The organism is Methylobacterium sp. J-072 (assembly GCF_022829425.1).
Taxonomy (GTDB): Bacteria; Pseudomonadota; Alphaproteobacteria; order Rhizobiales; family Beijerinckiaceae; genus Methylobacterium.
Genome location: NZ_JAKSYK010000080.1, coordinates 1 through 22,090, shown reverse-complemented (window position 1 = coordinate 22,090; position 22,090 = coordinate 1). Strand labels below are relative to the sequence as shown.

Here is a 22,090-nt window from a genome sequence, read left to right as displayed (position 1 = left end):
AGAAACGCCATACTGAGAGCACCCGGGAGAAACGCCATGACGCTCAGAACCGCACACACGGCAGCGCTCGCCCTCATCCTCGCCACCTCCGCCCTGGCGGGTCCGGCCCTGGCCGCCGGCGCCTCCGACACCGAGCAGGAGCGGACCGCGCGCTGGCAGGAGATCGCCAAGTCGATCTTCGGCGACCGCGCCATCGAGACCACCAACAGCCTGGTGAAGATCGACGCGCCGGCCCGGGCACTCGACGCCGCCCTGGTGCCGATCACCCTGACCATGCCCGAGCCGTCCCGGATCAAGGCGGTGTCGCTGGTGATCGACGACAACCCGGCGCCCTACGCGGCCAAGTTCGAGTTCGGGCCGGCCGCCGACCCGGCGGAGCTTAAGCTGCGGGTGCGGGTCAACAACTACACCGACATGCACGCCGTAGTGGAGACCCAGGACGGCAAGCTCTACGAGGCCAAGCAGTTCGTGAAGGCCTCCGGTGGCTGCTCCGCCCCGATGGGCATGAGCGACGAGGAGGCCATGAAGGGCATGGGCGACATGCGCATGAAGTTCGCCGAGACGGGAGCCGGCAAGCCCGTGGAGGCGACGCTGATGATCCGTCACCCGAACTTTTCGGGCATGCAGATGAACCAGGTCACCCGCGACTACACGCCGGCCCGCTACATCGACAAGCTCACCGTCTCGGCCGGCGACACGACGGTCTTCACCATGACGGGCGACATCTCGATCTCGTCGAACCCGGTGATCAACTTCGCATTCAAGCCGGACGGCAAGCCGCTCAAGGTCGCGGCGAGCGACAATGCCGGCGGCAGCTGGCAGCACAGCTTCACCCCGCCGAGCCCGACCAACTGACCATGGCGCGTCTGATCCTGATCGGCCGGCTTGCGGCAGCCTTGGCCGCCATCGGCTGCCTCGCCGCCGCCCCGGCGGATTCGCCCGTGAACGTGCCCGAGCCGGAGGGGCTCTATGCCGGCCCGCCGAAGGGCTACACCCCGCAGACGCTGACAGGCGCCGCGGTGATCGATGCCGAAAAACTCGCCGCGCTGATGGCGGGGCCGGACAAGCCGGTTCTGATCGACGTCGCCGCCCCCGACCGCAAACCGTCGAACTTCCCCGCCGGCCGGCTCTGGCTACCGGTGCATCCCTCGATCCCCGGCTCGGTCTGGATGCCGGAGGCCGGGGCCGAGCCCCTGGCCCCGGAGCGCGAGGCCCTGTTCTACGCCCGGGTCGCCGAGCTGACCGGCGGCGACCCGGCCAAGCCCGTCGTGGTGTTCTGCCACGTCGAGTGCTGGGGCAGCTGGAACGCGGCCAAGCGGCTGGTCCGCAAGGGCTATACCGGCGTGCGCTGGTTCCCCGAGGGCGTCGAGGGCTGGCAGGAGACGCACGAGACCACGGCCCTGCGCGAGGATCCGGTGTGGAAGGCGGCGGCCGAGCCGCAGGCGGGGCGCTGACCGGCGGGGCGGGGCGGTGTATATCGCCCGGCGAAAACGCGACGCGCGCTCCTCCCCCTTGCGGGGAGGAGTTGGAGGTGGGGGTGGTGCAGAAGGCACCGTCACGCGCGATCCTGCACCACCCCTGGCCCCTCCCCGCAAGGGGGAGGGGAAAGCGCATGCACTTCAAAGGGTTGGCGTCAGGCGGCAACCTGTGAATCCAGTGGCCCGAACGGGGACGAACCCCGCGCTCGACCGGGATGCCGAAAGAGGTCTGAACCATGTCGCAGGTCGTGCAGTCCCGCCGGCTCCGAGCCATCGACATCGGCAAGCGCAAGGCCGAGGGGCGCAAGATCATCGCGCTCACCGCCTATCATGCCCACACCGCCGGCATCGTCGATCCCTATTGCGACTTCATCCTGGTGGGCGATTCGCTCGGCATGGTGATGCACGGGATGGAATCGACCATTCCCGTCACCCTGGAGATGATGATCCTGCAGGCGCAGGCGGTGATCCGCGGCACCGCCAAGGCACTGGTGGTGGTCGACATGCCGTTCGGCTCCTACGAGGCGAGCCGGGAGCAGGCCTTCCTCAACGCCGCTCGGGTGCTCAAGGAAACCGGGGCGGGGGCGATCAAGATGGAGGGCGGGGCCCATTTCGCCGAGACGGTGGCGTTTCTGGTCCAGCGCGGCGTGCCGGTGATGGGCCATATCGGCCTCACGCCGCAGGCGGTGAACACGATGGGCGGGTTCAAGGTCCAGGGCCGGGCGCCGGACGACGAGCGCCGCCTGCTGGAGGACGCCCGAGCGATCTCCGAGGCCGGCGCCTTCGCGATCGTGCTGGAGGGCATCGTCGAGCCGGTGGCGCGCGCGATCGCGACGTCCCCGCAGGTCACCGCCGCCACGATCGGCATCGGCGCCTCGGCGGTCTGCGACGGGCAGATCCTGGTGCTGGAGGACATGCTCGGCCTGTCCGAGCGCACCCCGAAATTCGTGCGCCAGTTCGGGTCGCTGCGCGGCCATATCGAGGAGGCCGTGAAGGCCTATGCCGACGAGGTGCGGGCCGGGCGGTTCCCGGCGGACGATCATACCTACGGCTAGAGCGCTCGCAGCCGAAGTGGATTCCGGTTCGGCGTCAGCGCGCGCGTTCGATGGTCCAGGCGCGCGACCTACGCTGCGCGGCCGGTCTCGGCCCTATCGGGCAGGAGCGCCATGAGGGCGGACAGGGCGGCGCTGGCCTCCCCTGACCAGACCAGGCGGGTCCGGTTGCGGCGCATGTGCGGCGGCAGCGGATGGCGCTCGACCGCCGTACTCAGCACCGCGTGGTCGAGCACTTCCGCCGGCACGATGGCCATGCCGGTGCCGGCCGCCACGCAGGCCACGATGGCGTGGTACGAGCTCATCTCCAGAACCCGGTCGTAGGACGCCCCCTCTTCGGCCAGCCACTCGATCAGGCGCTGCCGGTAGGAGCAGCCGTGCGGGAACGCCACCAGGGTCCGGCGGCGGGAGCCATCGCCGATCCCGGGCGCATCCCGGCCGGTGATCAGCACCAGTTCCTCGTCGAAGGCCGGCACCGACGACAAGCTTGCGTGATCGACCGGCTCGGAGACGAAGGCCGCCTCGATCTCGAAGCGCTCCAGTTGCCTCAGCATGGCCCGGGTCGTGCCGGTCTGCAGCTCAATCGTGACGTCGGGGAACTGCGCGTGGAAGGCCGACAGGATCGGCGGCAGCCGCGCGCCCGCCGCGCTCTCCAGCGAGCCCAGCCGCAGGACGCCGCGGACGACGCCGCTGCGCAACTCCTGCTCGGCCAGATCGGCCATCCGCAGCAGCGTCTCGGCATGGCCCAGGAGGGTGCGTCCGGCCTCGGTGAGGCTCAGGCTGCGGCCCTCGCGGCGGAACAAGGCGACGCCCAGCCGCGCCTCGAACTGCTTGATCCGGGTCGTAACGTTGGACGGGACCCGATGCAGCCGCTTCGCCGCCCGGGTCACCCCGCCCTCGCGCACCACGCTGCGGAAGATGTCGAGGTCGTCGAGGTCCATCGTTCTCATGACGAGAAACGTACGTCACAAAAATTCATTTTCCAAGAACATCGGGAGGGTGTTCAAGGGGTGCCGACATGAGCACGCTCCAGCACGCCCCAACCGATTCCGAACGCGCGCCCTGGCCGGTCGTCGGCAGCGGCCTCGTCGCCCTGGCGGTCGCCATGGGCATCGGCCGATTCGCGTTTACGCCGCTGATGCCGCTGATGATGCGCGACGGCACCCTCAGCGCCGCCGCGGGCGCCGAATGGGCCGCGGCGAACTATGTCGGATATCTGGTCGGCGCCCTGACGGCCTCGTGGTTCGCCGGCAATCCGCGGCTGGGCCTGCTCTTGAGCCTGGCCGGCGTGGCGCTGATGACGGTGGCGATGGCGGCGGTCGATCACGACGCGCCGGCCGCTCTCGGGGCCGGGCTGCGGGCCTTGGCCGGGGTGTTCAGCGCCTGGGCCCTGGTCTGCGCGAGCGGCTGGTGCCTCGCCGAGCTGGCCCGGCGTCGGGTCGGCGCGCTCGGGGCCTGGATCTACACCGGCGTCGGCTTAGGCGTCGCGCTCGCCGGCACGCTGGCCTGGCTCGGCGGGATCCAGCCGGCGGCCCGGCTGTGGCTCGAACTGGGGCTGGTCGCCGGGCTCGGCGCGCTGCTGGTCTGGTCCCTGTCCCGGGGGCAGGGCACGGCCCCGGCCGAGATCGAGGAGCGCGAAGCCGCTTCTTTCGCCCGTCCCCTCCGCAGCGGGCAGGCGGCCCTGGTCCTGTGCTACGGCATCTTCGGGTTCGGCTACATCGTGCCGGCGACGTTCCTGCCGGCGATGGCCCGCGAACTGGCCTCCGACCCAAAAGTGTTCGGCTTGACCTGGCCGCTGTTCGGCCTGGCCGCGGCCCTGTCGGTCGCGGCCGTGGCCCGCTGGCTGACGCGCGTGCCGCGCCAGCGCCTCTGGGCGGCGGCGCAGGGCGTCATGGCGCTCGGCACCGGCCTGCCCCTGGTCGCCCACGCCCTCTGGGCGGTCGCGGCCTCGGCCGTTCTGGTGGGCGGCACGTTCATGGTCGCCACCATGGCGGGCCTGCAGCTGGCCCGCGAGGCGCGGCCCGACAACCCGACGCCGCTTCTCGCCCGCATGACCGCCGCCTTTGCCGCCGGACAGATCGTCGGCCCGGTTCTGGTGCGCCTCCTCGGTCCCGGCCGCTGGGCCGGCTGGGACGCCCTGGACTGCACCGGCGCCGTCGCCACTCTGCTGCTGGTGCTGACGGCGTTGTGGCTGTGGCGCGCCGCGCGGCCCTCAGCGGATATCCTGATGCCCGCCTGACACGACGTGGGGTAAAATGCCGCTTCCACGATCGGCTTTGCCGGCGCAGCAGGGTGACCCGGCGCCGGCTACGTTCGGCATCAGCGCCGCAGCAGTCTGTGATGGACGGACCCTGGTGCTGACATACACGCTCGGCCTGTCCGAGCGCTCGCCAGAGCTATGTGTCCGTTCGGACGGATGCGGGGTCATATTGAAGAGGCGATTAAGGCCGACGCAAACGAGGGACGGATCGGTCGATTTCTGAACAGGAATCACCTCTACAGGTAGCGGTTCCGGTTAGGATGCCAGCAAATCTGCGGCCATTTAAGGTCTATTACAGCCAATCTTAGCTGTATTCGAATATCCTGAAAATTGCCTTCCGACCGTAGGCCCTGTGCGATACGATTAGGCATGAGCATCAACGAACCGAAAGACAGCAGTTATTATAAACTCATTCCCCTGGAATGGCTTAGCGATGCCACGATAGTTGGCGCTGTGGTGCGAGGCTACTCCAGCGGCATAGCGGAATTTCCAGATCTCTACGAGCCAGCAATCGCAGCGGTAAAATCTCTAATAGTCCCGCTGGGAGGTAAATTTGCGATGTGTTTCAGGGCAATTGCGAAACAGGAACCTCAATTGATTTTTGAAGAAGTCGTTACTTTTCATGGCGAAGAAATAAAGACTAATCTCAATGTACGACAAGGCGTGGTTCCAGCTGGGCATTACGCCTTCCTAATATTGCCTATCTGCAATGAGAACGAAGACTACATCAGGCGTCGTGCAGATTCTATTAGAGGCTTGTTGACTCTCGTTGCCGGTCACACAGCAATGCTTGATTTAGTATTCGAGCAAAGATTCGATCTCTCCAAACCAGACCAAATTTCTCGTGTATCGAAGGTTGTAGAGAATCACGTTCATCCAAACACATGGCGCATTTTTAGCACTGACACATTACAAGCGGCGAAAGAAGCCTTCGAAAATTGCCCCACCGAAATTAGATCGCGCGCAGAGTTAGCATTCGGATTTATCGCCCGATCGACAAATGTAATCGATCAATCCTCTCGGTATGCAAATATTTGGATAGCTTTAGAAATTGCGGCCGGCGGGAACAGCGCACTAAAAAAATTCTTAAATAGTCTCGATCCTGCATTTGCAAAAGAGGCCAAGAGATTTATTGATACACGCAATAATTTATTCCATGAAGGACGACATCCTACCGTCAATCAGACGGACGAACGCTTCCTATGCGCATGTGTCGTGGCGCTCATTCTCCGGCAGATTGGAATAACAGACCCTGCATTCAACGATTTAGTCAAAGAAAGATTAATATCTCGCGCCGCCTATGAATAAGGTCGGCAGTGGTTTTTGAACGCATGGGCGATTTTTGCACTGAAAACTTCATTATATCCGCTTCCTGAAATATATTAAGCGAACGATGCATCAATAATTAATTATACTTGCCGTGTTTAGATTTTAAATATCATATTTTATGATAACATCTCATTGATACTGAAAATAGACCGAGCAAGAAGCTACGTACAACAAATCTCGCACGATCACTACGCAACCATTGCTCATCCACCCATCACCCCACCCGCCGCAACGGCAGCCGCAGCCCCGGGGCCGGGCGCTCCAAAAGAACCTCCCGGCGGAAGCGCACCAAGCGTGCCGGCCGGCCGGCGGTGCCGCTGGTCAGGGCTTCGGTCTCCTCCACCAGCCCCTGCTGGGCCACGAGCCGGCGAAAATTCTGCTTGTGCAGCTGCGTGCCCGACAGCGCTTCGACGGTGCGCTGGAGCTGGAGCAGGGTGAAGGCCGGGGGCATCAACTCGAACACCACCGGGCGATACTTGATCTTGCCGCGCAGGCGGCCGATCGCGGTAGCGAGCACCCGGCGGTGGTCGAACGCCATGGGCACGCCGGTCGGGTCGTTCTGCACCGCCGGGCCGGCATTGCCGCGCGCCTCCGGGATCAGGCCGGCCTCGAACAGCAATTCGTAGCGCTCCAGCACCCGCTCCTCGTTCCAGGTGCCGCCGTTCATCCCGAAGGTGAGGCCGAGCCGGTCGAGGCGGCGGGTCCGGATGGCGCAATCCTCGGGCTCGGCCGCCCAGGCCGCGAGCCGGCTCTCGATCGCGTCGAGCTGGGGCGGGCGGCCTTTGCGGAAGTCCTCGTACGGGAGGTAGCGATACCAGTTCTGCCAGGCCGCCTCGGCGAGGCCGGCCGGGCGCTCCTCGCGGACCAGGGCGAGATAGGCCACCGAGAGCGCGTGCGCCTCCGGCGCCTCGTCCCCGCCGGAGCGGTCGCGGTCGCCGAAGGTATAGAGCTGCTCGACATAGCCGAGGCGCTGATGGGTCTGCCGCTCCACCCAGGCGCGCAGGCCGCGCTCCAGGGTGGCGTGCTCGGGCACGAGCGGCCCGGCCGGCAGGCCGTCGCCGCGGCCCGGCGCCTGGTCCGGGACCCGGATGGTCAGGGCACGCGGCTCCCCCTTGGTCGCCGCGACGATCACCGCGACGAGGCCCACGGAGGAGCGCTCCGGCAGGGCCTGTACCCCGCGCGCACCCGTCTGCGCCTCGCCGACCGTCATCGCCCCTCGAAACCCTCTCCCGCCGGGCGCGGGATTTTTTCAGACCGGATCCGTCCCTATAGGGGGACAGGATCGCCCCGCGTCAACGCGGCCGTGTGACCGGACGGGTTGCCAAGCCGGCGGGCGCTGCCCAAACAGGGCCGCCCGAGATGGGCCGGCGTAGGGCCGGCGCGGGGTCAATTCCGGCGGGAGCAGGCGACCACGATGGCAGCGAGCGCGATCTCCGCGACGGCCGGGAGCCGGCCCGTCGACCTGCGGCTCTACGGTCTCCTCGATGTCGGAATCTGCGGGGCGGACGGGGACCATCTCGCCCGGCTCGCCGCCGACGCGGTGACGGGGGGCGCCACCCTGCTTCAATACCGCGAGAAGGACATCCCGGATGCCCGCGCCGCCCTGGCGCGGATCCGGGCGATCCAGGCCGCCGTGGGGGGCCGGGTGCCGGTTCTGGTCAACGACCGGGTCGATCTCGCCCTGGCGGCGGGGGCGGATGGCGTCCATCTCGGCCAGAGCGATCTCCACCCGGCCGAGGCGCGCCGCCTGCTGGGGGAGGGGGCGATCATCGGGTTGACCGTCAAGACCGCCGCCCAGGCCGACGAGCTGTACCGGCTCCCGGTCGATTACGCCTGCATCGGCGGCGTGTTCGCCACCACCAGCAAGGACAATCCCGACCCGCCGGTCGGCCTCGATGGGTTTTCGCGCATCGCCTTCCGGGCCCGGCTCGCCCGGGGCGCGGGCCTGCCGCTCGGCGCCATCGCGGGGATCGGCCTGCACAACGCCGCCCCGGTGATCGCCGCGGGGGCGGACGGCGTGGCGGTGATCACCGCCCTGTTCGGGACCGAGCCGGTGCGGCAGCGCGCCCGGGAGCTGCGCGCGGCCATCGACGCCGCCCTGACGGCGCGGGGAGCCGCCCGATGAGCGGCGCTAGCCCGATCGCGGTCACCATCGCGGGCTCGGATTCCGGCGGCGGCGCCGGCATCCAGGCCGACCTCAAGACCTTCTCGGCGCTCGGCGTCTACGGCGCCAGCGTGATCACGGCACTCACGGCCCAGAACACAAGGGGCGTCCAGGGCATCCACGACGTGCCGGCCGATTTCGTGGCTCGGCAGATCGACAGCGTCTTCTCCGACCTCGCGGTCGACGCCGTGAAGATCGGCATGCTGTCGCAGATCGCGGTGATCGAAGCGGTCGCCGACGGGCTGGCACGGCAGGCCGGCAAGATCCCGGTGGTCCTCGACCCCGTGATGGTCGCCACAAGCGGCGACCGGCTGATCTCGGAGGATGCCGTGGCGGCGCTCCGGGACCGGCTGCTGGCGCGGGCCGACCTGATCACCCCCAACCTGCCGGAGGCGGCGGTGCTGCTCGGCGAGGCCGTGGCCGAAGACGAGGCGGGTGCCGCGGCCCAGGCCCGGCGGCTGGTGGCGCTCGGCGCCCGCGCCGTGCTGATCAAGGGCGGCCATGGGACCGGCGCCATGAGCGTCGACCATCTTGTAACCGCCGACGGTCACGCGCAGACCTTCGCGGCCCCGCGCCTCGCCACGCGGAACACCCACGGCACCGGTTGCACTCTGTCCTCCGCGATCGCGGCCGGGCTGGCCCGGGGCCTGACGCTGCCGGAGGCTGTGGCGGCCGCCAAGGATTACCTCACGGCGGCGCTCATGGCGGCGGATCGGCTGGCGATCGGCTCCGGTCACGGACCGGTCCACCACTTTCACGCGATCTGGCCCTAACTTAAGGGGGGCGCCCGCCTTGCGTCCGGACGGCGATTGCGTTTGAAGAAGCGCACGATCGTTCGGATAACGGAACGGCCTGGGTGGACCGGTGACGATGCAGGACCAGGCGGAACGGCCCGACCGGGCGCGCGGACGCGACCTGTTGACCGGGGCGCAGGTGCTCTCCGGCCAGCTCGGCAAGACGATCCAGCGCCTGCGCAAGGCCTACAACCTCTCGCTGTCGGAGCTCGCCGAGCAATCGGGCGTGGCGAAATCGATCATCAGCCAGATCGAGCGCAACGAGACCAATCCGACGCTGGCGACGATCTGGCGTCTGTCCCAGGCGCTCGACGTGTCGATCGACCGGGTCCTGGCGGCCGGCGACGAGGAGCCGTTCATCGAAAAGACCTCCCGGGCGGACACGCCGATCCTGGTCTCGGAAGACGGCAAGGTCCGGCTGGCGATCACCGGCTGGATCAAGACGATCGAGTGGCTACAATGGTACGAGGTCACGGCCGATCCCGGCGGCGTGCTCGATTCGGACCCGCACCAGCGCGGCTCGGTGGAATCGCTCTCGGTGGCCGAGGGCGCGTTCGAGGTCGAGATCGGCGGCAGCGTGCAACGCGCCCGGGCCGGCGAGTCCCTGCGCTACCGCTGCGACCGCCCGCACCTCGTCCGCTGCACCGAAGGCCCGGCCCGGGCTACCATGGTGGTGATCCTGAAGGCGGCGGTGATGGAGTGACCGTGTCGCGGCTCAAGCCGCGCCACGTCACCGCCCGGTATTCACCCACCGCACCACGTCGGCCAGCACGATGGTCAGCGCCTGGTCGAGGGCTTGGGCGCCGTTGCCGGCATCGATCTTCGCCACCGGCACCCGGGCGGTGAAGATCCGGGCGGCGGTGACCTTGCCGGTGCCGTCGGCCACCAGCTTCAGCGACAGGTCGACCACCGCCTCCCCGGTCGTCGCCTGGATGTCGAAGGCGCGGATCTCGCTGATCAGCTGGTAATCGGCCACGACCTTGTCGCCGGGCCGGCTGACCGAGCGGAGCCGGCCGGAATTCTCCAGGCTCTGGAGAAGGCGGGTCTGGATCAGCCGCGGCAGCCGGTCGGCCCATTGGCCGCCGCCCAGGAAGGCGAGGGCGCCGCCGCCTTCGCGCACGATGATCCGATCGGCCTCGAACGGCTGGATGCCCACCGGCTCCGAGACCGCGATCGAGCGGCCGGCCGCGACCGGGCGCCCGGCCGGGGGCAACGCCGCGAGATCGAAGGTCAGCGGTGCCGCGCCGCCACCGCAGCCGCCCAGCAGGGTGGCGAGCAGCGCAGCGGCGGCGAGGAGGTGGGACGAGCGGGCCATACGCACAACCTGAGGAACCCCGCCGACGCGCGGCGGAGCTGTATAAGCTATGCCGCAGAAACTATCCCTCGCCCGTATCCGTGCCGTGCGCCGGGACACATCGACCCGGCGCGCGGCACTTTCACCGGCCGCCGTTGTATTCGGGCAACGATGGCTTGCCGCCGAAGATCACCTGGCTCGGGTCGCGCTCCAGGCTGCGCACGGTGCGGTTCAGGGTGTTCAGCGTGCGCTGGCCGTCCCCCGACAGGGCCTCGACCTCCCGGCGTCCGGTGCCGCTGAGCCGGCCGAAATTGGTCGAGATGCTGGCGGTGCGCTTATCGAGGTTCTCCGACATGACGCGGAAGGCCTTGCCGGCGTCGCGCACCGAGACCGCAGCGGCGCGGATCTCGGTGAACGTGCTGGAGCCCTCCTGGCCGGCGGCGGAGCCGAGGAAGCTCTGAGCGCCGTTGAGCACCCCGTCGATCTTGTCGGCGGAGGCGTTGAGCTTGGCCGCGAGCGAACGGGCATCGTGCACCGCCCCCTCGATGTCGGGGCTGGACTTGGACAGGGCCGCCGAGAAGCGGTCGGCATTGTCGATCACGTGGCCGAGCTTCACCCCATCCACCGCCTTGACCAGGGTCGCGATGTTCGGGCCGGCCTCGGCCAGCGTCTTCGAGAACGCCTCGACGTTGGTGAGCGCGCGGTTGATCGCGCCCTCGTTGCCGGCCACGATCCGGTCGAGGCGGGCCAGCATGTCGTCGGCGCGCTGCGCCACCTGGCGGGCCAGCGCCATCATGTCCTGCATGTCGGAGGAATCGGCGAAGATCGTCGGCGGCTCACCGTTGGCCATCGGCGTGAGCACCGGCGCGTCGGCGTTGCCGCCCGACAGGGAGATCACCGAGACGCCGGTCAGCATCGCCGAGTCGAGGCGGGCGCGGGTATCGGCCCGGAGCGGCGTCGAGGGATCGACCTTGATCTGGGCGAGCACCCGGCGCGGGTCCTGGGGGGCGAGGCGGATATCGGTGACCTCGCCGACCTTGATGCCATTGAAGTTCACGCTCGATCCGCGGGAGAGGCCCCCGACCGAGCCGGAGAACACGATGCGGACGGTCTGGCTGACCTGCCGCGACGAGCCGCCGGAGAGCCACAGCACGGTGCCGAAACCCGCCAGGATGACGGCGAGGGTGAAGGCCCCGATGAGGGCGTAGTTCGCGCGGGTTTCCATGCGGTCAGCCTGCGGTTCCGCTCGGCGAAACAAGTCCGGCCGAGCTGCGTGTCGCCGATCCCGGACGGGAGCGGGACGGGATCAGGGGGAAGGGACGGTCAGGCATGCGCCGGCACGCCTGTGGTGATGGCGCGGGCGCGCTTGCCGTGGAAATACGAACGCAACCAGGGATGGTCGCTCGCCAGCATCTCCTCGATCGTCCCGGCGGCGATGATCTGGCCGTCGCCGAGCGCCGCGATGCGGTCGCAGGCGGTGTAGAGGCTGTCGAGGTCGTGGGTGACCATGAACACGGTCAGGCCCAGCGTCTCCTTCAGGGTGGAGACGAGGTCGTCGAACTCGCCCGCGCCGATCGGGTCGAGACCCGAGGTCGGCTCGTCCAGGAACAGGATCTCGGGATCGAGGGCCAAGGAGCGGGCGAGCGCCGCGCGCTTGATCATGCCGCCGGACAGCTCCGAGGGCAGCTTGTCGGCGGCGTCCGGTTGCAAGCCGACCATCTCGATCTTGAGCCGGGCGAACTCGTCGAGCAGGCGCTCGGACAGGTTCAGGTGCTCGCGCATCGGCATCTGGATGTTCTGCTTGACCGTGAGCGCCGAGAACAGGGCGCCCTGCTGGAACAGCACGCCCCAGCGCTGCTCCATGCGGCGGCGCTCGGCATGGGTCATGCCGTCGACGTCGCGGCCGAACACCTCGATCGTGCCGGCCCGTTTCGGCGTGAGGCCGAGGATCGTCCGGGTCAGCACCGACTTGCCCTGGCCCGAGGGCCCGACGAAGCCCATGATCTCGCCCGCCCGGATGTCGAGGTTCAGACCTTTCAGGATGTTGCGGTCCCGGAAGCCGACCACGAGGTCGCGCACCCGGATGATGGGCGCGGGGCCGGCTTCGGTCTCGGGCATGGCGGGGGCGATCATCAGGACGGGCTCAGAAATCGATCGCGGCGAAGAACACCGCGAACAATCCATCGAGGACGATGACCATGAAGATGGACTTCACGACTGAGGCGGTGACGTGGCGGCCGAGCGATTCGGCCGAGCCTTCCACGGCGAAGCCCTCGATCGTGGCGAGGATCCCGATGATCAGCGCCATGAACGGCGCCTTGATCAGGCCGACCATGACGTGGTGCACGCCCACCGCCGCCTGGAGCCGGACCAGGAACTGATCCAGCGTCAGGCCGCCGTACAGCATGGCGGTGAGGCCGCCGCCGGTGAGCGCGGCGATGTCGCCGATCAGGGTCAGCATCGGCAGGCCGACCATCAGGGCCAGCACCCGCGGCACGATCAGGATCTCGACGGGATCGAGGCCCATGACCCGCAGGGCATCGACCTCCTCGCGCATGCGCATCGAGCCGATCTCGGCGGTGATCGCCGAGCCGGACCGGCCCGCGACCATGATCGAGGTCAGCAGCACGCCCATCTCGCGCAGGATCAGCAGCCCGATCAGGTTCACCACGAAGGTCTGGGCGCCGAAGCGCTGGAGCTGGAAGATGCCCTGCTGGGCGACGATGCCGCCGACCAGGAACGAGATCAGCACGATGATCGGCGTGCCATTGAACGCCACCTGCTGGATCTGATTGACCAGCGCCGTGCCCCGGAAGGTGCCCGGCCGCAGGGCGACCCGCCCGCAGGCGGCGATCACCTCGCCCAGGAAGGCGAGGGCGGTGACGAATTCCCGGCCGCCGCGCACGGTCTCGCGGCCGACCGTGTCGAGGGCGCCGAGGATGCGGCCGGGCCGGGCCGGTGCCGCGGGGTCGGGCTCGCGCAGGCGGACCTCGCCCAGCAGGGTGCGGTGCTCGGGCCGCACGCCGACATAGGTCAGCGCGCCCCCCGCCTGCGCGATCTCGGCGCGGGTCCGCTCGAGCACCCAGGCGCCCAGCGTATCCAGCCGTTCGATCCCCGACAGGTCGACCGCCACGGCGCCGGCCCGGCCGGCGGCCAGGAGACGCGCGGCGTTCGCCTCAACGGTCGGCGCCTGATCGGCGGTCCAGCGCCCGTCGAGCGCCAACCGGCCTTCCGCCGGCCGGTCCCGCAGCGACGCGCCGGGAACCATGCCCTCGCTCAGCAAGACCCTCACTCCTCGATTGGAGGCACCACCCTGCCGTGGGGTTATGTCGACATTACGGTTGACGATCCGTGTCCAACGTCACCCCCTCGGCGCGGCCGGAGGCGAGCGCCAAGCCCAGCCCGCAGGCGGCGAGCGGCGCCATCAGCAGGAAGGCGAGGGGGCCGCCGGCCCGGTAGGCAACGCCGCTCAGCAGGGTCGCGCCCACGGAGATGCTCGCGTTGACGGCGCTGAGCGTGCCCTGCGCCCGCCCCCGGGCGCCCTCGGGGGCGAAGGCCGACACCGCCGCCATCGCGCCGAGCTGCGTCGCCCCGAAGGTCAGGCCGTGCAGGCCCTGGAGCGGGACCAGGGCGGCCAGGTGGTCGCCGAGGAGGTACATGCCGACGGCGCGCAGGATCGCCGCACCGGCGCCGAGGGTCAGGAGACGCACGGGGCTGCGCCAGGACGCGGGCAGGGCAGTGATGCCGGCAAACAGCGCGATCTCGGCCAGAACGCCGGTGGCCCAGAGCGCGCCGACCCAGACCGGCGATATGCCCTGGCTCGTCCAGTAGATGCTGCCGAACCCGTAGATCGCTCCGTGGCTCGCCTGAATCGCCGCCGCCGCGCCGATGCACAGCCAGAGCGTCAGCGGCAGGCGCGGCCGGACGGCGCCGGCCGGGACCTGGGGCAGGGCCACGACCGACCGGCTGCGCCAGGCCACGAGTCCCGCCGCCAGGGCGAGGCCGGTGAGCAGCAGCGGCACCGCCAGTTGGCCGCCGAGCGCCGAGAGCAGGAGGCCGCCCGCCAGGTTGGCGAGCAGGAACGCGATGGAGCCCGCCATCCGGATCCGGGCATAGACCAGGCGGGCGTCGCGGCGCACGGCCGCCAGGGTCAGGTAGTCGATGCACGGGACCAGTGGCGCACCAGCCACGGCGTTGAGGATCACGAGCATCGCGAGAAACGGCCAGCCGATCCCGGCGGCGCCGGGCATCAGCGCGTAGGTCAGGCTGAGGGCGAGGCTGCCGAGCAGGATCAGCCGGCGCGGGCCCAAGCCCCGGTCGAGCAGGCTCATCAGCGGCGCCGTCGCGACGATCCGGGTGGCGATCGGCAGGGCCAGGAGCACGCCGATCACGCCGGCATCGAGGCCGAGGCCATCGAGCCAGAGCGGCATGAACGGCATCGCGATGCCGATCTCGGTGAAGACGACGGCGTAGAGCAGCGACAGGCGCGCCGGGCCGGATGGACGAAGCACGGATGGGGGTTTCTCGGACGAGGCGGGTTCGGAGCCCGGACGCCGTAAGCGCCCGTTAAACCCTCCCTGTCAATTTGCGGACCTCCGGGTCGTGCCGTGTGCCGGCCGTCGCCGCACCGGCCTTTCGGGTTCGGAGGGATCCCATGTCCGGTTCTGCCCCCGCGAGTGCCCCGGCCGAATACGAAGCGATCGAGGCGACGATCGGCCTCACCGAGCGCGGGCGCTGGTTCCTGGCCGAATACGCCCGCCGCAACCGCGCCGCCGAGACCGAGATGCTGCTCGGGGCGATGAGCCGGCTCGAACGCGCGGTGACCACCGACCGGGACCACCAGACCTTCGGGCAGTTGCACGGCAATCTCGTCGAGATGGCCGCGGCGATCAGCCAGACCAAGGCCGAGATCGCCGCGATCAGCGCCCGCGACAGCAAGCAGACCCGCCTCACCCAGGCTTCCCTGGCGCTGGACGCCATCGTGCGGGAGACCGAGCAGGCGACCTCCGACATCCTCGGCTCGGCCGAGGCGATCCAGGAAGCGGCCTGGACCCTGCGCGAGCGGGGCGCCGACGCCCCGACCTGCGACACCCTCGATCGGCACGCGACGGCGATCTACACCGCCTGCTCGTTCCAGGACCTCACCGCCCAGCGCACCGCCCGGATCGTCTACACCCTGCGCTACCTCGAAGACCGGCTCGCGTCGATGATCGCGATCTGGGGCGGCGAGCCCGAGCGGGTCCCGCCGATGCCGCGCGATCCGGCGATCGGCCCGGAAGCCCCGCCGTCCGATCTCTGCCAGAGCGACATCGACCGCTACATCGCCCTCGAGGTTCCGGCCGTCACGGCGGCGGCCCGCGTCGCCCACCCCGGCAGCCCGCCGCTCCACGAGGACATCGTGTTCCTGCCAGTCTCGGACCGGGAGGGGGCCGAGGCGGTCGAGGAAGCCGAGATGTTTGACGCGGCCGAAGCGCCCGCCCCGGTCATGCTCGACGACGACGTGGTCGATCAGGACGATGGTGCCGAGTCAGCACCCGAAGAGGACTGGCCCGACGCGGATTGGGCCGACCCTGACACCGCCGCCCCGGAACCCGCCGCCGAGCCGGAGGCGACGATCCTGAGCTTCGCGGCGATCGACGCGCTGCCGCCGGAGCAGCGGCTCGCCCTGTTCGCCTGACGGCGCCGAGCGGCCCTGCTATCAGGGGCGCCCGCCCGCCGAGGGTCGTGAGGCAGAAAACCCCCGTGGCCCTGAACCTGATCAAGCTCTGCGTCGGACCCGCCTCCATCGCCGACCTCGAAGCCCGTCAGGAGCGGTACCGGGCCGAGGCCCTGCGCGAGGGCCGGCCGGCCGGCCCGTTCCACGTCACCCGCACCCTGCCGAAGCGCCATCGCGAGATTGCCGGCAAGGGCTCGATCTACTGGGTGATCCGCGGGACCCTGTCCTGCCGGCAGGCGATTACCGCGATTGAGAAGCTGACCGACGAGGACGGTATCCCGCGCTGCCGGCTGGTTTTCGACCCGCGCCTCGTTCCGGTGTCGCCCCGCCCCTGCCGCCCGTTCCAGGGCTGGCGCTACCTCACGGCCCACGACGCGCCGGCCGATCTCGGGGCCGGGCAATCGGGCGACCTCGCCGAGATGCCCGAAGCGCTACGCCGCGAGCTGGTCGGCCTCGGCCTCCTGTAAAGGGCTGTCCGGCCGATCTTTCCGACCAAAGCCCTCATCCTGAGGTGCTGCGTAGCAGCCTCGAAGGAGCCCTCCAGCCAGCCGCGCGATCCCTGGAGGGCTCCTTCGAGGCCTCCGCTACGCTTCGGCACCTCAGGATGAGGGGGGAGATTGAGATATTCATTGGCCGGAACCGTCATACGACTGCCATCGGGCGGTCAGACGGGCTCTGGCACCGTTTCGCCGGTGCGGGCGCTTTGAGCGCCCGCACCGATTGTGGTCCTACGCCCCGTCGAAGCGCCCGCTGGCATGGGCCAACATCGTGTAGACCTTGCCGGTCTCCGAGGTGAGGTAGGCGTCGGTCCGCTTGGCGTCGCTGTCGTTCTTGACCACGTCGCCCAAGAGCCGCTCGAACTCACCCACGTAGCGGTCGACGCTGCGGCGGAACTCCGCATCCGACCGGTAGCGGCGCTGGATCTCCGCGAAGGTGGTCCGGCCCTGCGGCGTGTAGATGCGCGGGTCGAACAGGTTCGGCTCGCCCCGGCGATAGCGCTCCCACAGGTCGACCACGGTCCGGTGCTCGATCATCCGGGCGATGTCGGTCGAGATCGTGTCCAGGGCGATCCGGCCGGTCTCGGCAGGAGCCTGGGACGTTGCCTGGGCCGGTGTCTGGGACGGGCGGCCCGCCGGAGCAGCGCCGTTGGTCGCCTCCGCCTCGGCATCGTCGTCCTCATCCAGGGAGGCGCGGGTCAGCAGATCGGACAGCCAGCCGCGCTTGGCACCGCCGGCCGTCATGGCGACGGGGCGGGCGGTCGCGGAGGGCCGGGGCGCCTCGATCCGGGCCGGGGCTGCGGTGGACCGCGCCGGAGCCGCGGGCGCCGGCAGGGCCGGAGCCGACACGGTCTGGACAGGCGCCGCGGACGGGGCCGGAGCGCTGCTGGCCTGCGGCGCCGCGACGGCGCGGGAACCGCCCTCCGCCACCCGCCGCTGGGCCTGCGGCTGGGCGACGTCCACCGAGCGGGTGGTGCGGGAGACCAGGGCCGACAGCTCGTTGAGGGCCTTGATCTGGTCGGCCACCACCCGGCGCATCTCGCCGGTGGCATCCTGTGTCTCGCGCGGCAGATCGAGGACGCCCCGGGCGAGTTCGGCGCGGGTCGCGTCGAGTTCGCCCCGGATCGAGCCCGCCATCTCCCGCAGGGACGACACGGAGGCGCCGAACTTGGTCTGCGCCTCGTCGAGACCGCTGCGCATCTCCCGCGCCGCCTCCTCGATGGCCTGGCGCACGCCCTGGGCTGCCTTCTCGCTCTCGGCGCCGGCGCTGTCCTTCAGGCCCTCGAAGGCGCTGGTGACCGAAGCCCCCGCACCCTCGGCCGAGCGCGTCAGCGACTCGCCGACGGCGCGGGCGCGCTCCTCGGCACTGCGCAGCGTGCGCTCGATCGTCTCGGCGAGCGCGCCGCCCTGCTGCTCCAGGGCGCTGGCGCGGGTCTCGAAGCCGGCCAGCGCCTCGGCCAGCGCCGCCTCGCGGCCCGACAGGGTCGCCCCAAGCCGCTCCTCGATCGCCGCGAGCGAGGACGCCGCCCGGTCGAGCGCCGAGACGTGCACGGACGTCTGCTCGCTCAGCGCGCGGCCCCGTCCATCAAGGGTCTCGGCGAGGCCGGACGCCTCGCGAAGCGCCGTATTGGCGACCTCGCGCAGGGCCTCGACCTGGGCCGCGACGCCCGCGGTGGCGCGGCCGGTCTCGGCGGCGATGCGCTGCAGCGCCGACTGGACCTGCTCGACCCGGCCGGCCAGACCCTGCTCGATCGCGCCGAGATTGGTGCCGGCACCGGACACCAGCTCGCCGAGCGCCGCGTTGGCGCCCTCGATCCGCTGGAGGACGGCGCCCAGCTCCCGGCCGAGCCGGTCGTTGGTCTCGAACAGCTCGGTGAGGGCGCGGCCCGCACCGTCGTCGATGGCGGCCCGGAGCAGCTCGGCCGAGGCCCGCGACTGCGCGGCGAGTTCCTCGGTCTGCAGCCGCAGGGTCTCGGCCAGCGGCACGCCGGTCTCGATCAGCACACGCTCGATCGAATCGGCCCGGTCGGCCAGGGCGCGGGACAGGTCGAGCATCGGCCCGTCGATGGCGGCGCGCAGGCGGGCGACATGCCCTTCCAGGCTGTCGCCGACCGCACGGCCGCTGCCGTCGACGCTGGCGATCAGCGCCCCGCCCTTCTCCTCGATGGCGCGGACCAGCGCCTCGGCGCTCTCCGCGAGACGGCGGGACAGGGCCTCGCCGCGGGCATCGACCAGGGCGCCGAGCGCGGTGGCGCGGCGCTCGAAGCCGGCCCCCAAAGCCTCGGTGCGGGCATCGATTAGGCCCGCCAGCGCGGCCTCGCGCCGGCTGAGCGTCTCGGCCAGCGCAGCGTTATGCGCGTCGACCTGCTCGGCATGCGCCCGCGCCCGCTCGTCGAGGGCGGCCACCAGGCTGGCGGTGCGCTCGTCCATGAGGCCGGCGAAGGCGTCGTGGCGGTCGTCGAAGGCGTTGGCCAGCGTCTCGGCGCGCTGGGCGACCAGGGTGGCGAACAACCGCATGCGGCTGTCGATGCGCTGGGTGAAGGCGTCGGCGCGGGCGTCGACGCCCCGGGCCAGCGCCTCGGTCTGCGTCTCGACGGAGTGCACCAGAGCGGCGGTACGTCCTTCGACCACGCCGTCCAGGTCACGGATCCGAGCGTCGAAGGCCTCGACCAGCGAGCCGGTGCGGCCTTGCGCGGCGTCGAGCAGCGACTGGCTGCGCTCGTCGACGAGCGCCTCGATCGCCGAACGCGCCTCGTCGAAGGTCGCGCGCAAGGTCTCGATCCGGGCGTCCAGGAGGGCGGCGACGCCCATGGGGGCCGCGTCGAGGAGGTTGCGCAGGTCCTGCGTGCGCGCCTGGACCGCCATGGCGATCTCCCGGCCGCGGTTCTCCACGGAGGTTTCGAGACTGGCCTGCGCCCGCTCGAACAGGGTCCGGAGCTGACCGCTGCGGGCCTCAAGGGTCTCGGCGAACTGGGTCTCGCGCGCTTCGAGCAGGCCGGCGATGGCCGGGCTTGCCTGCTCGATCGCCCTCTGCAGGGCCTCGGTCCGATGCTCGATCGTCCCGGCGATCTCGCGGCTGCGGCCATCGACCATGCGGTCGATCTCGGCCTGAGCCCGCGCGAACAGGGCCTCGAGCTGGCCGCTGCGGGCCTCGAAGGCCTCGGCGAGCTGGTGCTCCCGGGCCTCCATCAGGCCGGCAATGGCCGGGCTCGCCTGCTCGATCGCCGTCTGCAGGGCCTGGGTCCGATGCTCGATCGTCCCGGCGATCTCACGGCCACGGCCATCGACCATGCGGTCGATCTCGGCTTGAGCCCGCTCGAACAGGGCCTCAAGCTGCCCGCTGCGGGCCTCGAACGCCTCGGCGAGCTGGTGCTCCCGGGCCTCCATCAGGCCGGCGATGGCCGGGCTCGCCTGCTCGATCACGCTCTGCAGGGCCTGGGTGCGGTGCTCGATCGTCCCGGCGATCTCGCGGCTGCGGCCATCGACCAGACGGTCGATCTCCGACTGCGCCCGCTCGAACAGGGCGCGCAGGTCGGCGAAGCGCGCGTCCAGCAGGTCGGCCATGTCGGTGGGAGCGGCGTCGAGGGTCTGGCGCAGGCCCTCGGTCCGGGTCGTGATCGTGTCGGCGAGTTCCTGGCCGCGTACCTCCACGAGGTCGCGCAGGCCGGCCTGGGCCTCCTCGAACAGGGCCCGCAGGCGCTGCGTGCGGCTGTCGAGGGTGGCGGCGAGCTGGCGCTCCCGGGTCTCGACCAGGGCGGTGACGGCGGCGGGCGCCTCCTCCAGCATCGTCCGCAGGGCCTGGATCTTCGTGTCGACCGAGGCGGCGAAGCGGCCACCGCCGCCTTCCACCACCGCGTCGAGGGCGTTGTGGGCTTCCTCGAACAGGGTCCGAAGGCCCTGGGCGCGGGCCTCCAGGGTCTCGGCGAGGCGGTTGCCGCGGCCCTCGACCAGGTTCTCCAAGTGGCCGAGACGCTCGTCGAACAGGCTGCCGAGGGCCTGCGTCCGGGAATCCAGGCTGCCGGCGGCGTTGCCGTAGGCGTCCTCGACGGCAGCGATCAGGGCACGGCCGCGGCTGTCCAGCGCCTCGTTGAGCGGGCCCATGCGGCCGTCGAGGGTGCTGGCCAGGGTGCCGGCATGGCCGTCCAGCATCACGCGGATCTGGTTGGTTCGGTCGTCGAGCAGGCCGTGGACCGAGCGCACGCCCTCATCGAGCAGGCCGCTGATATCGGCGGTGCGGCTCGACAGGGTGTGGCCCAGGCGTCCTTCGCCGGCCTCGAGCATCCGCTCGGCATCCGCGATGGTCTGCTGCAGCTTGGAAAGGACGCTCTCGCCACGCTGGTCGATCAGCTCGGCCAGCGAGGTGCCGCCGCGGTCGAACAGGCGCGCCAACTCGGTGATGCGGCCGCCGATCGCGCCGAACACGCTCCGGCCCTTCTCGTCGAGCTCGCTCGACATGGCGGTGATGCGCTCGTCGATCAGCTTCGCCAGCAGTTCCGAACGCTCGGCGAAGGCCGCGCGCACGGCCTCGGTCCGGGCGGACAGGGCGGCGTCGGCGCTCTGGGCGCGCTCGTCCACCAGCTGGACGATCTCCTGCACGCGCCCCGACAGCGAGGCTTCGAGAACGCGCGTCGATTCCGCGACGGCGCCGGTGAGGGTGCCGATGCTCTCGGCCATCGCCTTGTCGATCCAGCCGGTGCGGTCGGTGATCGTGGCGACCAGGTCGCGGGTGCGGCCGGCCAGTTCCTCGTCCACGGCGCGGGTGCGCGCCTCGATCAGGCGGATCGCCTCGAAGGCCTGCACGCCGAAGCTCTCGTCCACCAGGCGGGCGCGCTCCTCCAGGGCGTTGGCGATCTCCTGCAGGCGGCTGATGACGCCGGCATCGAAATGCTCCGCGCTGCCCGCGATGCGGCGGGCCATCTCGGCGGTGCGCCGGTCGATATCCTGCCCGAGCCCTTCGGCCCGGCCGTCGAGCACCGCGACCAGGTTGCGGCTGCCCTCTTCCATGATCCGGGCCATCTCCCCGGTCCGGGCGGCCAGCGCCTCGTTCAGGGCCTTGCCGCGGGAGTCGATCCGGCCGTCGACGTGGTCGACCAGGTTCGCCACGACCTCGCCGATCTCGGCCGCGCGCTGGGCCGAGCGCGCCTCCAGATTGCCGAGATGGGTCTCGACCAGGCTGCCAGCCTCGCGGGCGCGGGTCGCGATGGTCTCGGCCACCGCCTGGCCCTTGACGGTGATGAGGCGGTCCATCTCCTCCAGACGGGCTCCGACGGTCTCGCCCAAGGTCGCGGTGTCGCGGCCGATGCGGTCGGCCAGGATGTCGCCGCGGGCGATGGTCTCCTGCAGGGCGGAGAGGCGGCTGCCCAGCGTCTCGTCGATGGCCCGGACGCGCACGTCCGCGGTCTCGGCGAAGCTCGCGCCGGTCTGGCTGAGGGTGTCGGCGATGCGCGCGCCCTGGCTCGCCACCGCGAGCACGATGTCGCGGCCGGTGCCGCTGATCCGGGTCTGG

General features: G+C 70.3%; 18 protein-coding genes. 10 read left to right on the top strand and 8 right to left on the bottom strand.

Annotated elements, in window-relative coordinates:
- The first annotated feature begins 36 nt into the window (after nt 1–36).
- The 3 genes from MKK67_RS08015 to panB all read left to right on the top strand — a co-directional run bounded on the left by MKK67_RS08015 (nt 37) and on the right by panB (nt 2,533).
- Nucleotides 37–855, top strand: coding sequence for a quinoprotein dehydrogenase-associated SoxYZ-like carrier (locus MKK67_RS08015; protein WP_243963288.1), 819 nt, complete (start codon nt 37–39; stop codon nt 853–855).
- A 2-nt stretch (nt 856–857) separates the two neighbouring features.
- Nucleotides 858–1,454, top strand: a complete 597-nt coding sequence (locus MKK67_RS08010) for a rhodanese-like domain-containing protein (RefSeq protein WP_243963287.1) — start codon at nt 858–860, stop codon at nt 1,452–1,454.
- A 260-nt stretch (nt 1,455–1,714) separates the two neighbouring features.
- Entirely contained in the window at nt 1,715–2,533 is an 819-nt protein-coding gene (gene panB, locus MKK67_RS08005) for a 3-methyl-2-oxobutanoate hydroxymethyltransferase (protein ID WP_243963286.1), read from the top strand.
- A 68-nt stretch (nt 2,534–2,601) separates the two neighbouring features.
- Here panB and MKK67_RS08000 read toward each other — a convergent pair whose 3' ends face one another.
- Nucleotides 2,602–3,471 carry a LysR family transcriptional regulator gene (locus tag MKK67_RS08000; RefSeq protein WP_243963285.1) on the bottom strand — a complete coding sequence of 290 codons (870 nt, stop codon included), beginning with the start codon at nt 3,469–3,471 and terminating at the stop codon, nt 2,602–2,604.
- 77 nt (nt 3,472–3,548) lie between these two features.
- Between MKK67_RS08000 and MKK67_RS07995 the strand changes: the two genes are divergently transcribed.
- Together MKK67_RS07995 and MKK67_RS07990 are read left to right on the top strand one after the other, a co-directional pair.
- Nucleotides 3,549–4,769 carry a YbfB/YjiJ family MFS transporter gene (locus tag MKK67_RS07995; protein ID WP_243963284.1) on the top strand — a complete coding sequence of 407 codons (1,221 nt, stop codon included), beginning with the start codon at nt 3,549–3,551 and terminating at the stop codon, nt 4,767–4,769.
- Between the two features lie 390 nt (nt 4,770–5,159).
- Entirely contained in the window at nt 5,160–6,098 is a 939-nt protein-coding gene (locus MKK67_RS07990) for a hypothetical protein (protein ID WP_243963282.1), read from the top strand.
- 235 nt (nt 6,099–6,333) lie between these two features.
- Here MKK67_RS07990 and MKK67_RS07985 read toward each other — a convergent pair whose 3' ends face one another.
- Nucleotides 6,334–7,329, bottom strand: coding sequence for an NUDIX hydrolase (locus MKK67_RS07985; protein ID WP_243963281.1), 996 nt, complete (start codon nt 7,327–7,329; stop codon nt 6,334–6,336).
- A gap of 204 nt (nt 7,330–7,533) precedes the next feature.
- On the opposite strand from MKK67_RS07985, the gene thiE reads away from it, so the two are divergent.
- The 3 genes from thiE (at nt 7,534) to MKK67_RS07970 (ending at nt 9,780) form a co-directional block, all read left to right on the top strand.
- Nucleotides 7,534–8,244, top strand: coding sequence for a thiamine phosphate synthase (gene thiE, locus MKK67_RS07980; RefSeq protein ID WP_243963280.1), 711 nt, complete (start codon nt 7,534–7,536; stop codon nt 8,242–8,244).
- Nucleotides 8,241–9,056: a bifunctional hydroxymethylpyrimidine kinase/phosphomethylpyrimidine kinase gene (thiD, locus tag MKK67_RS07975; RefSeq protein ID WP_243963279.1), complete on the top strand. Its 816-nt coding sequence runs from the start codon at nt 8,241–8,243 to the stop codon at nt 9,054–9,056. Before thiE ends, thiD begins: the two co-directional genes overlap by 4 nt.
- A gap of 97 nt (nt 9,057–9,153) precedes the next feature.
- On the top strand, nt 9,154–9,780 hold the full coding sequence (locus MKK67_RS07970; RefSeq protein WP_243963330.1) for a helix-turn-helix domain-containing protein: 627 nt from the start codon (nt 9,154–9,156) through the stop codon (nt 9,778–9,780).
- Nucleotides 9,781–9,807: 27 nt separating this feature from the next.
- Here MKK67_RS07970 and MKK67_RS07965 read toward each other — a convergent pair whose 3' ends face one another.
- The 5 genes from MKK67_RS07965 to MKK67_RS07945 form a co-directional block, all read right to left on the bottom strand.
- On the bottom strand, nt 9,808–10,392 hold the full coding sequence (locus tag MKK67_RS07965; protein WP_243963278.1) for an ABC-type transport auxiliary lipoprotein family protein: 585 nt from the start codon (nt 10,390–10,392) through the stop codon (nt 9,808–9,810).
- Nucleotides 10,393–10,513: 121 nt separating this feature from the next.
- A complete protein-coding gene (locus tag MKK67_RS07960) occupies nt 10,514–11,596 on the bottom strand; it encodes an MlaD family protein (protein ID WP_243963277.1) in 1,083 nt (360 codons plus the stop codon).
- 98 nt (nt 11,597–11,694) lie between these two features.
- Nucleotides 11,695–12,504, bottom strand: a complete 810-nt coding sequence (locus MKK67_RS07955; RefSeq protein WP_243963276.1) for an ABC transporter ATP-binding protein — start codon at nt 12,502–12,504, stop codon at nt 11,695–11,697.
- Between the two features lie 10 nt (nt 12,505–12,514).
- Nucleotides 12,515–13,639, bottom strand: coding sequence for an ABC transporter permease (locus MKK67_RS07950; protein WP_243963329.1), 1,125 nt, complete (start codon nt 13,637–13,639; stop codon nt 12,515–12,517).
- 67 nt (nt 13,640–13,706) lie between these two features.
- Complete coding sequence (locus MKK67_RS07945; protein ID WP_243963275.1) at nt 13,707–14,882, bottom strand: MFS transporter; 1,176 nt, start codon at nt 14,880–14,882, stop codon at nt 13,707–13,709.
- 143 nt (nt 14,883–15,025) lie between these two features.
- On the opposite strand from MKK67_RS07945, the gene MKK67_RS07940 reads away from it, so the two are divergent.
- Nucleotides 15,026–16,048, top strand: coding sequence for a hypothetical protein (locus MKK67_RS07940; protein WP_243963273.1), 1,023 nt, complete (start codon nt 15,026–15,028; stop codon nt 16,046–16,048).
- 65 nt (nt 16,049–16,113) lie between these two features.
- On the top strand, nt 16,114–16,554 hold the full coding sequence (locus MKK67_RS07935) for a DUF1489 family protein (RefSeq protein WP_243963328.1): 441 nt from the start codon (nt 16,114–16,116) through the stop codon (nt 16,552–16,554).
- 261 nt (nt 16,555–16,815) lie between these two features.
- Here the strand turns inward: MKK67_RS07935 and MKK67_RS07930 are convergent.
- Nucleotides 16,816–22,090: hypothetical protein (locus MKK67_RS07930; protein WP_243963271.1), on the bottom strand; the 5,275-nt coding region annotated here is incomplete at its 5' end.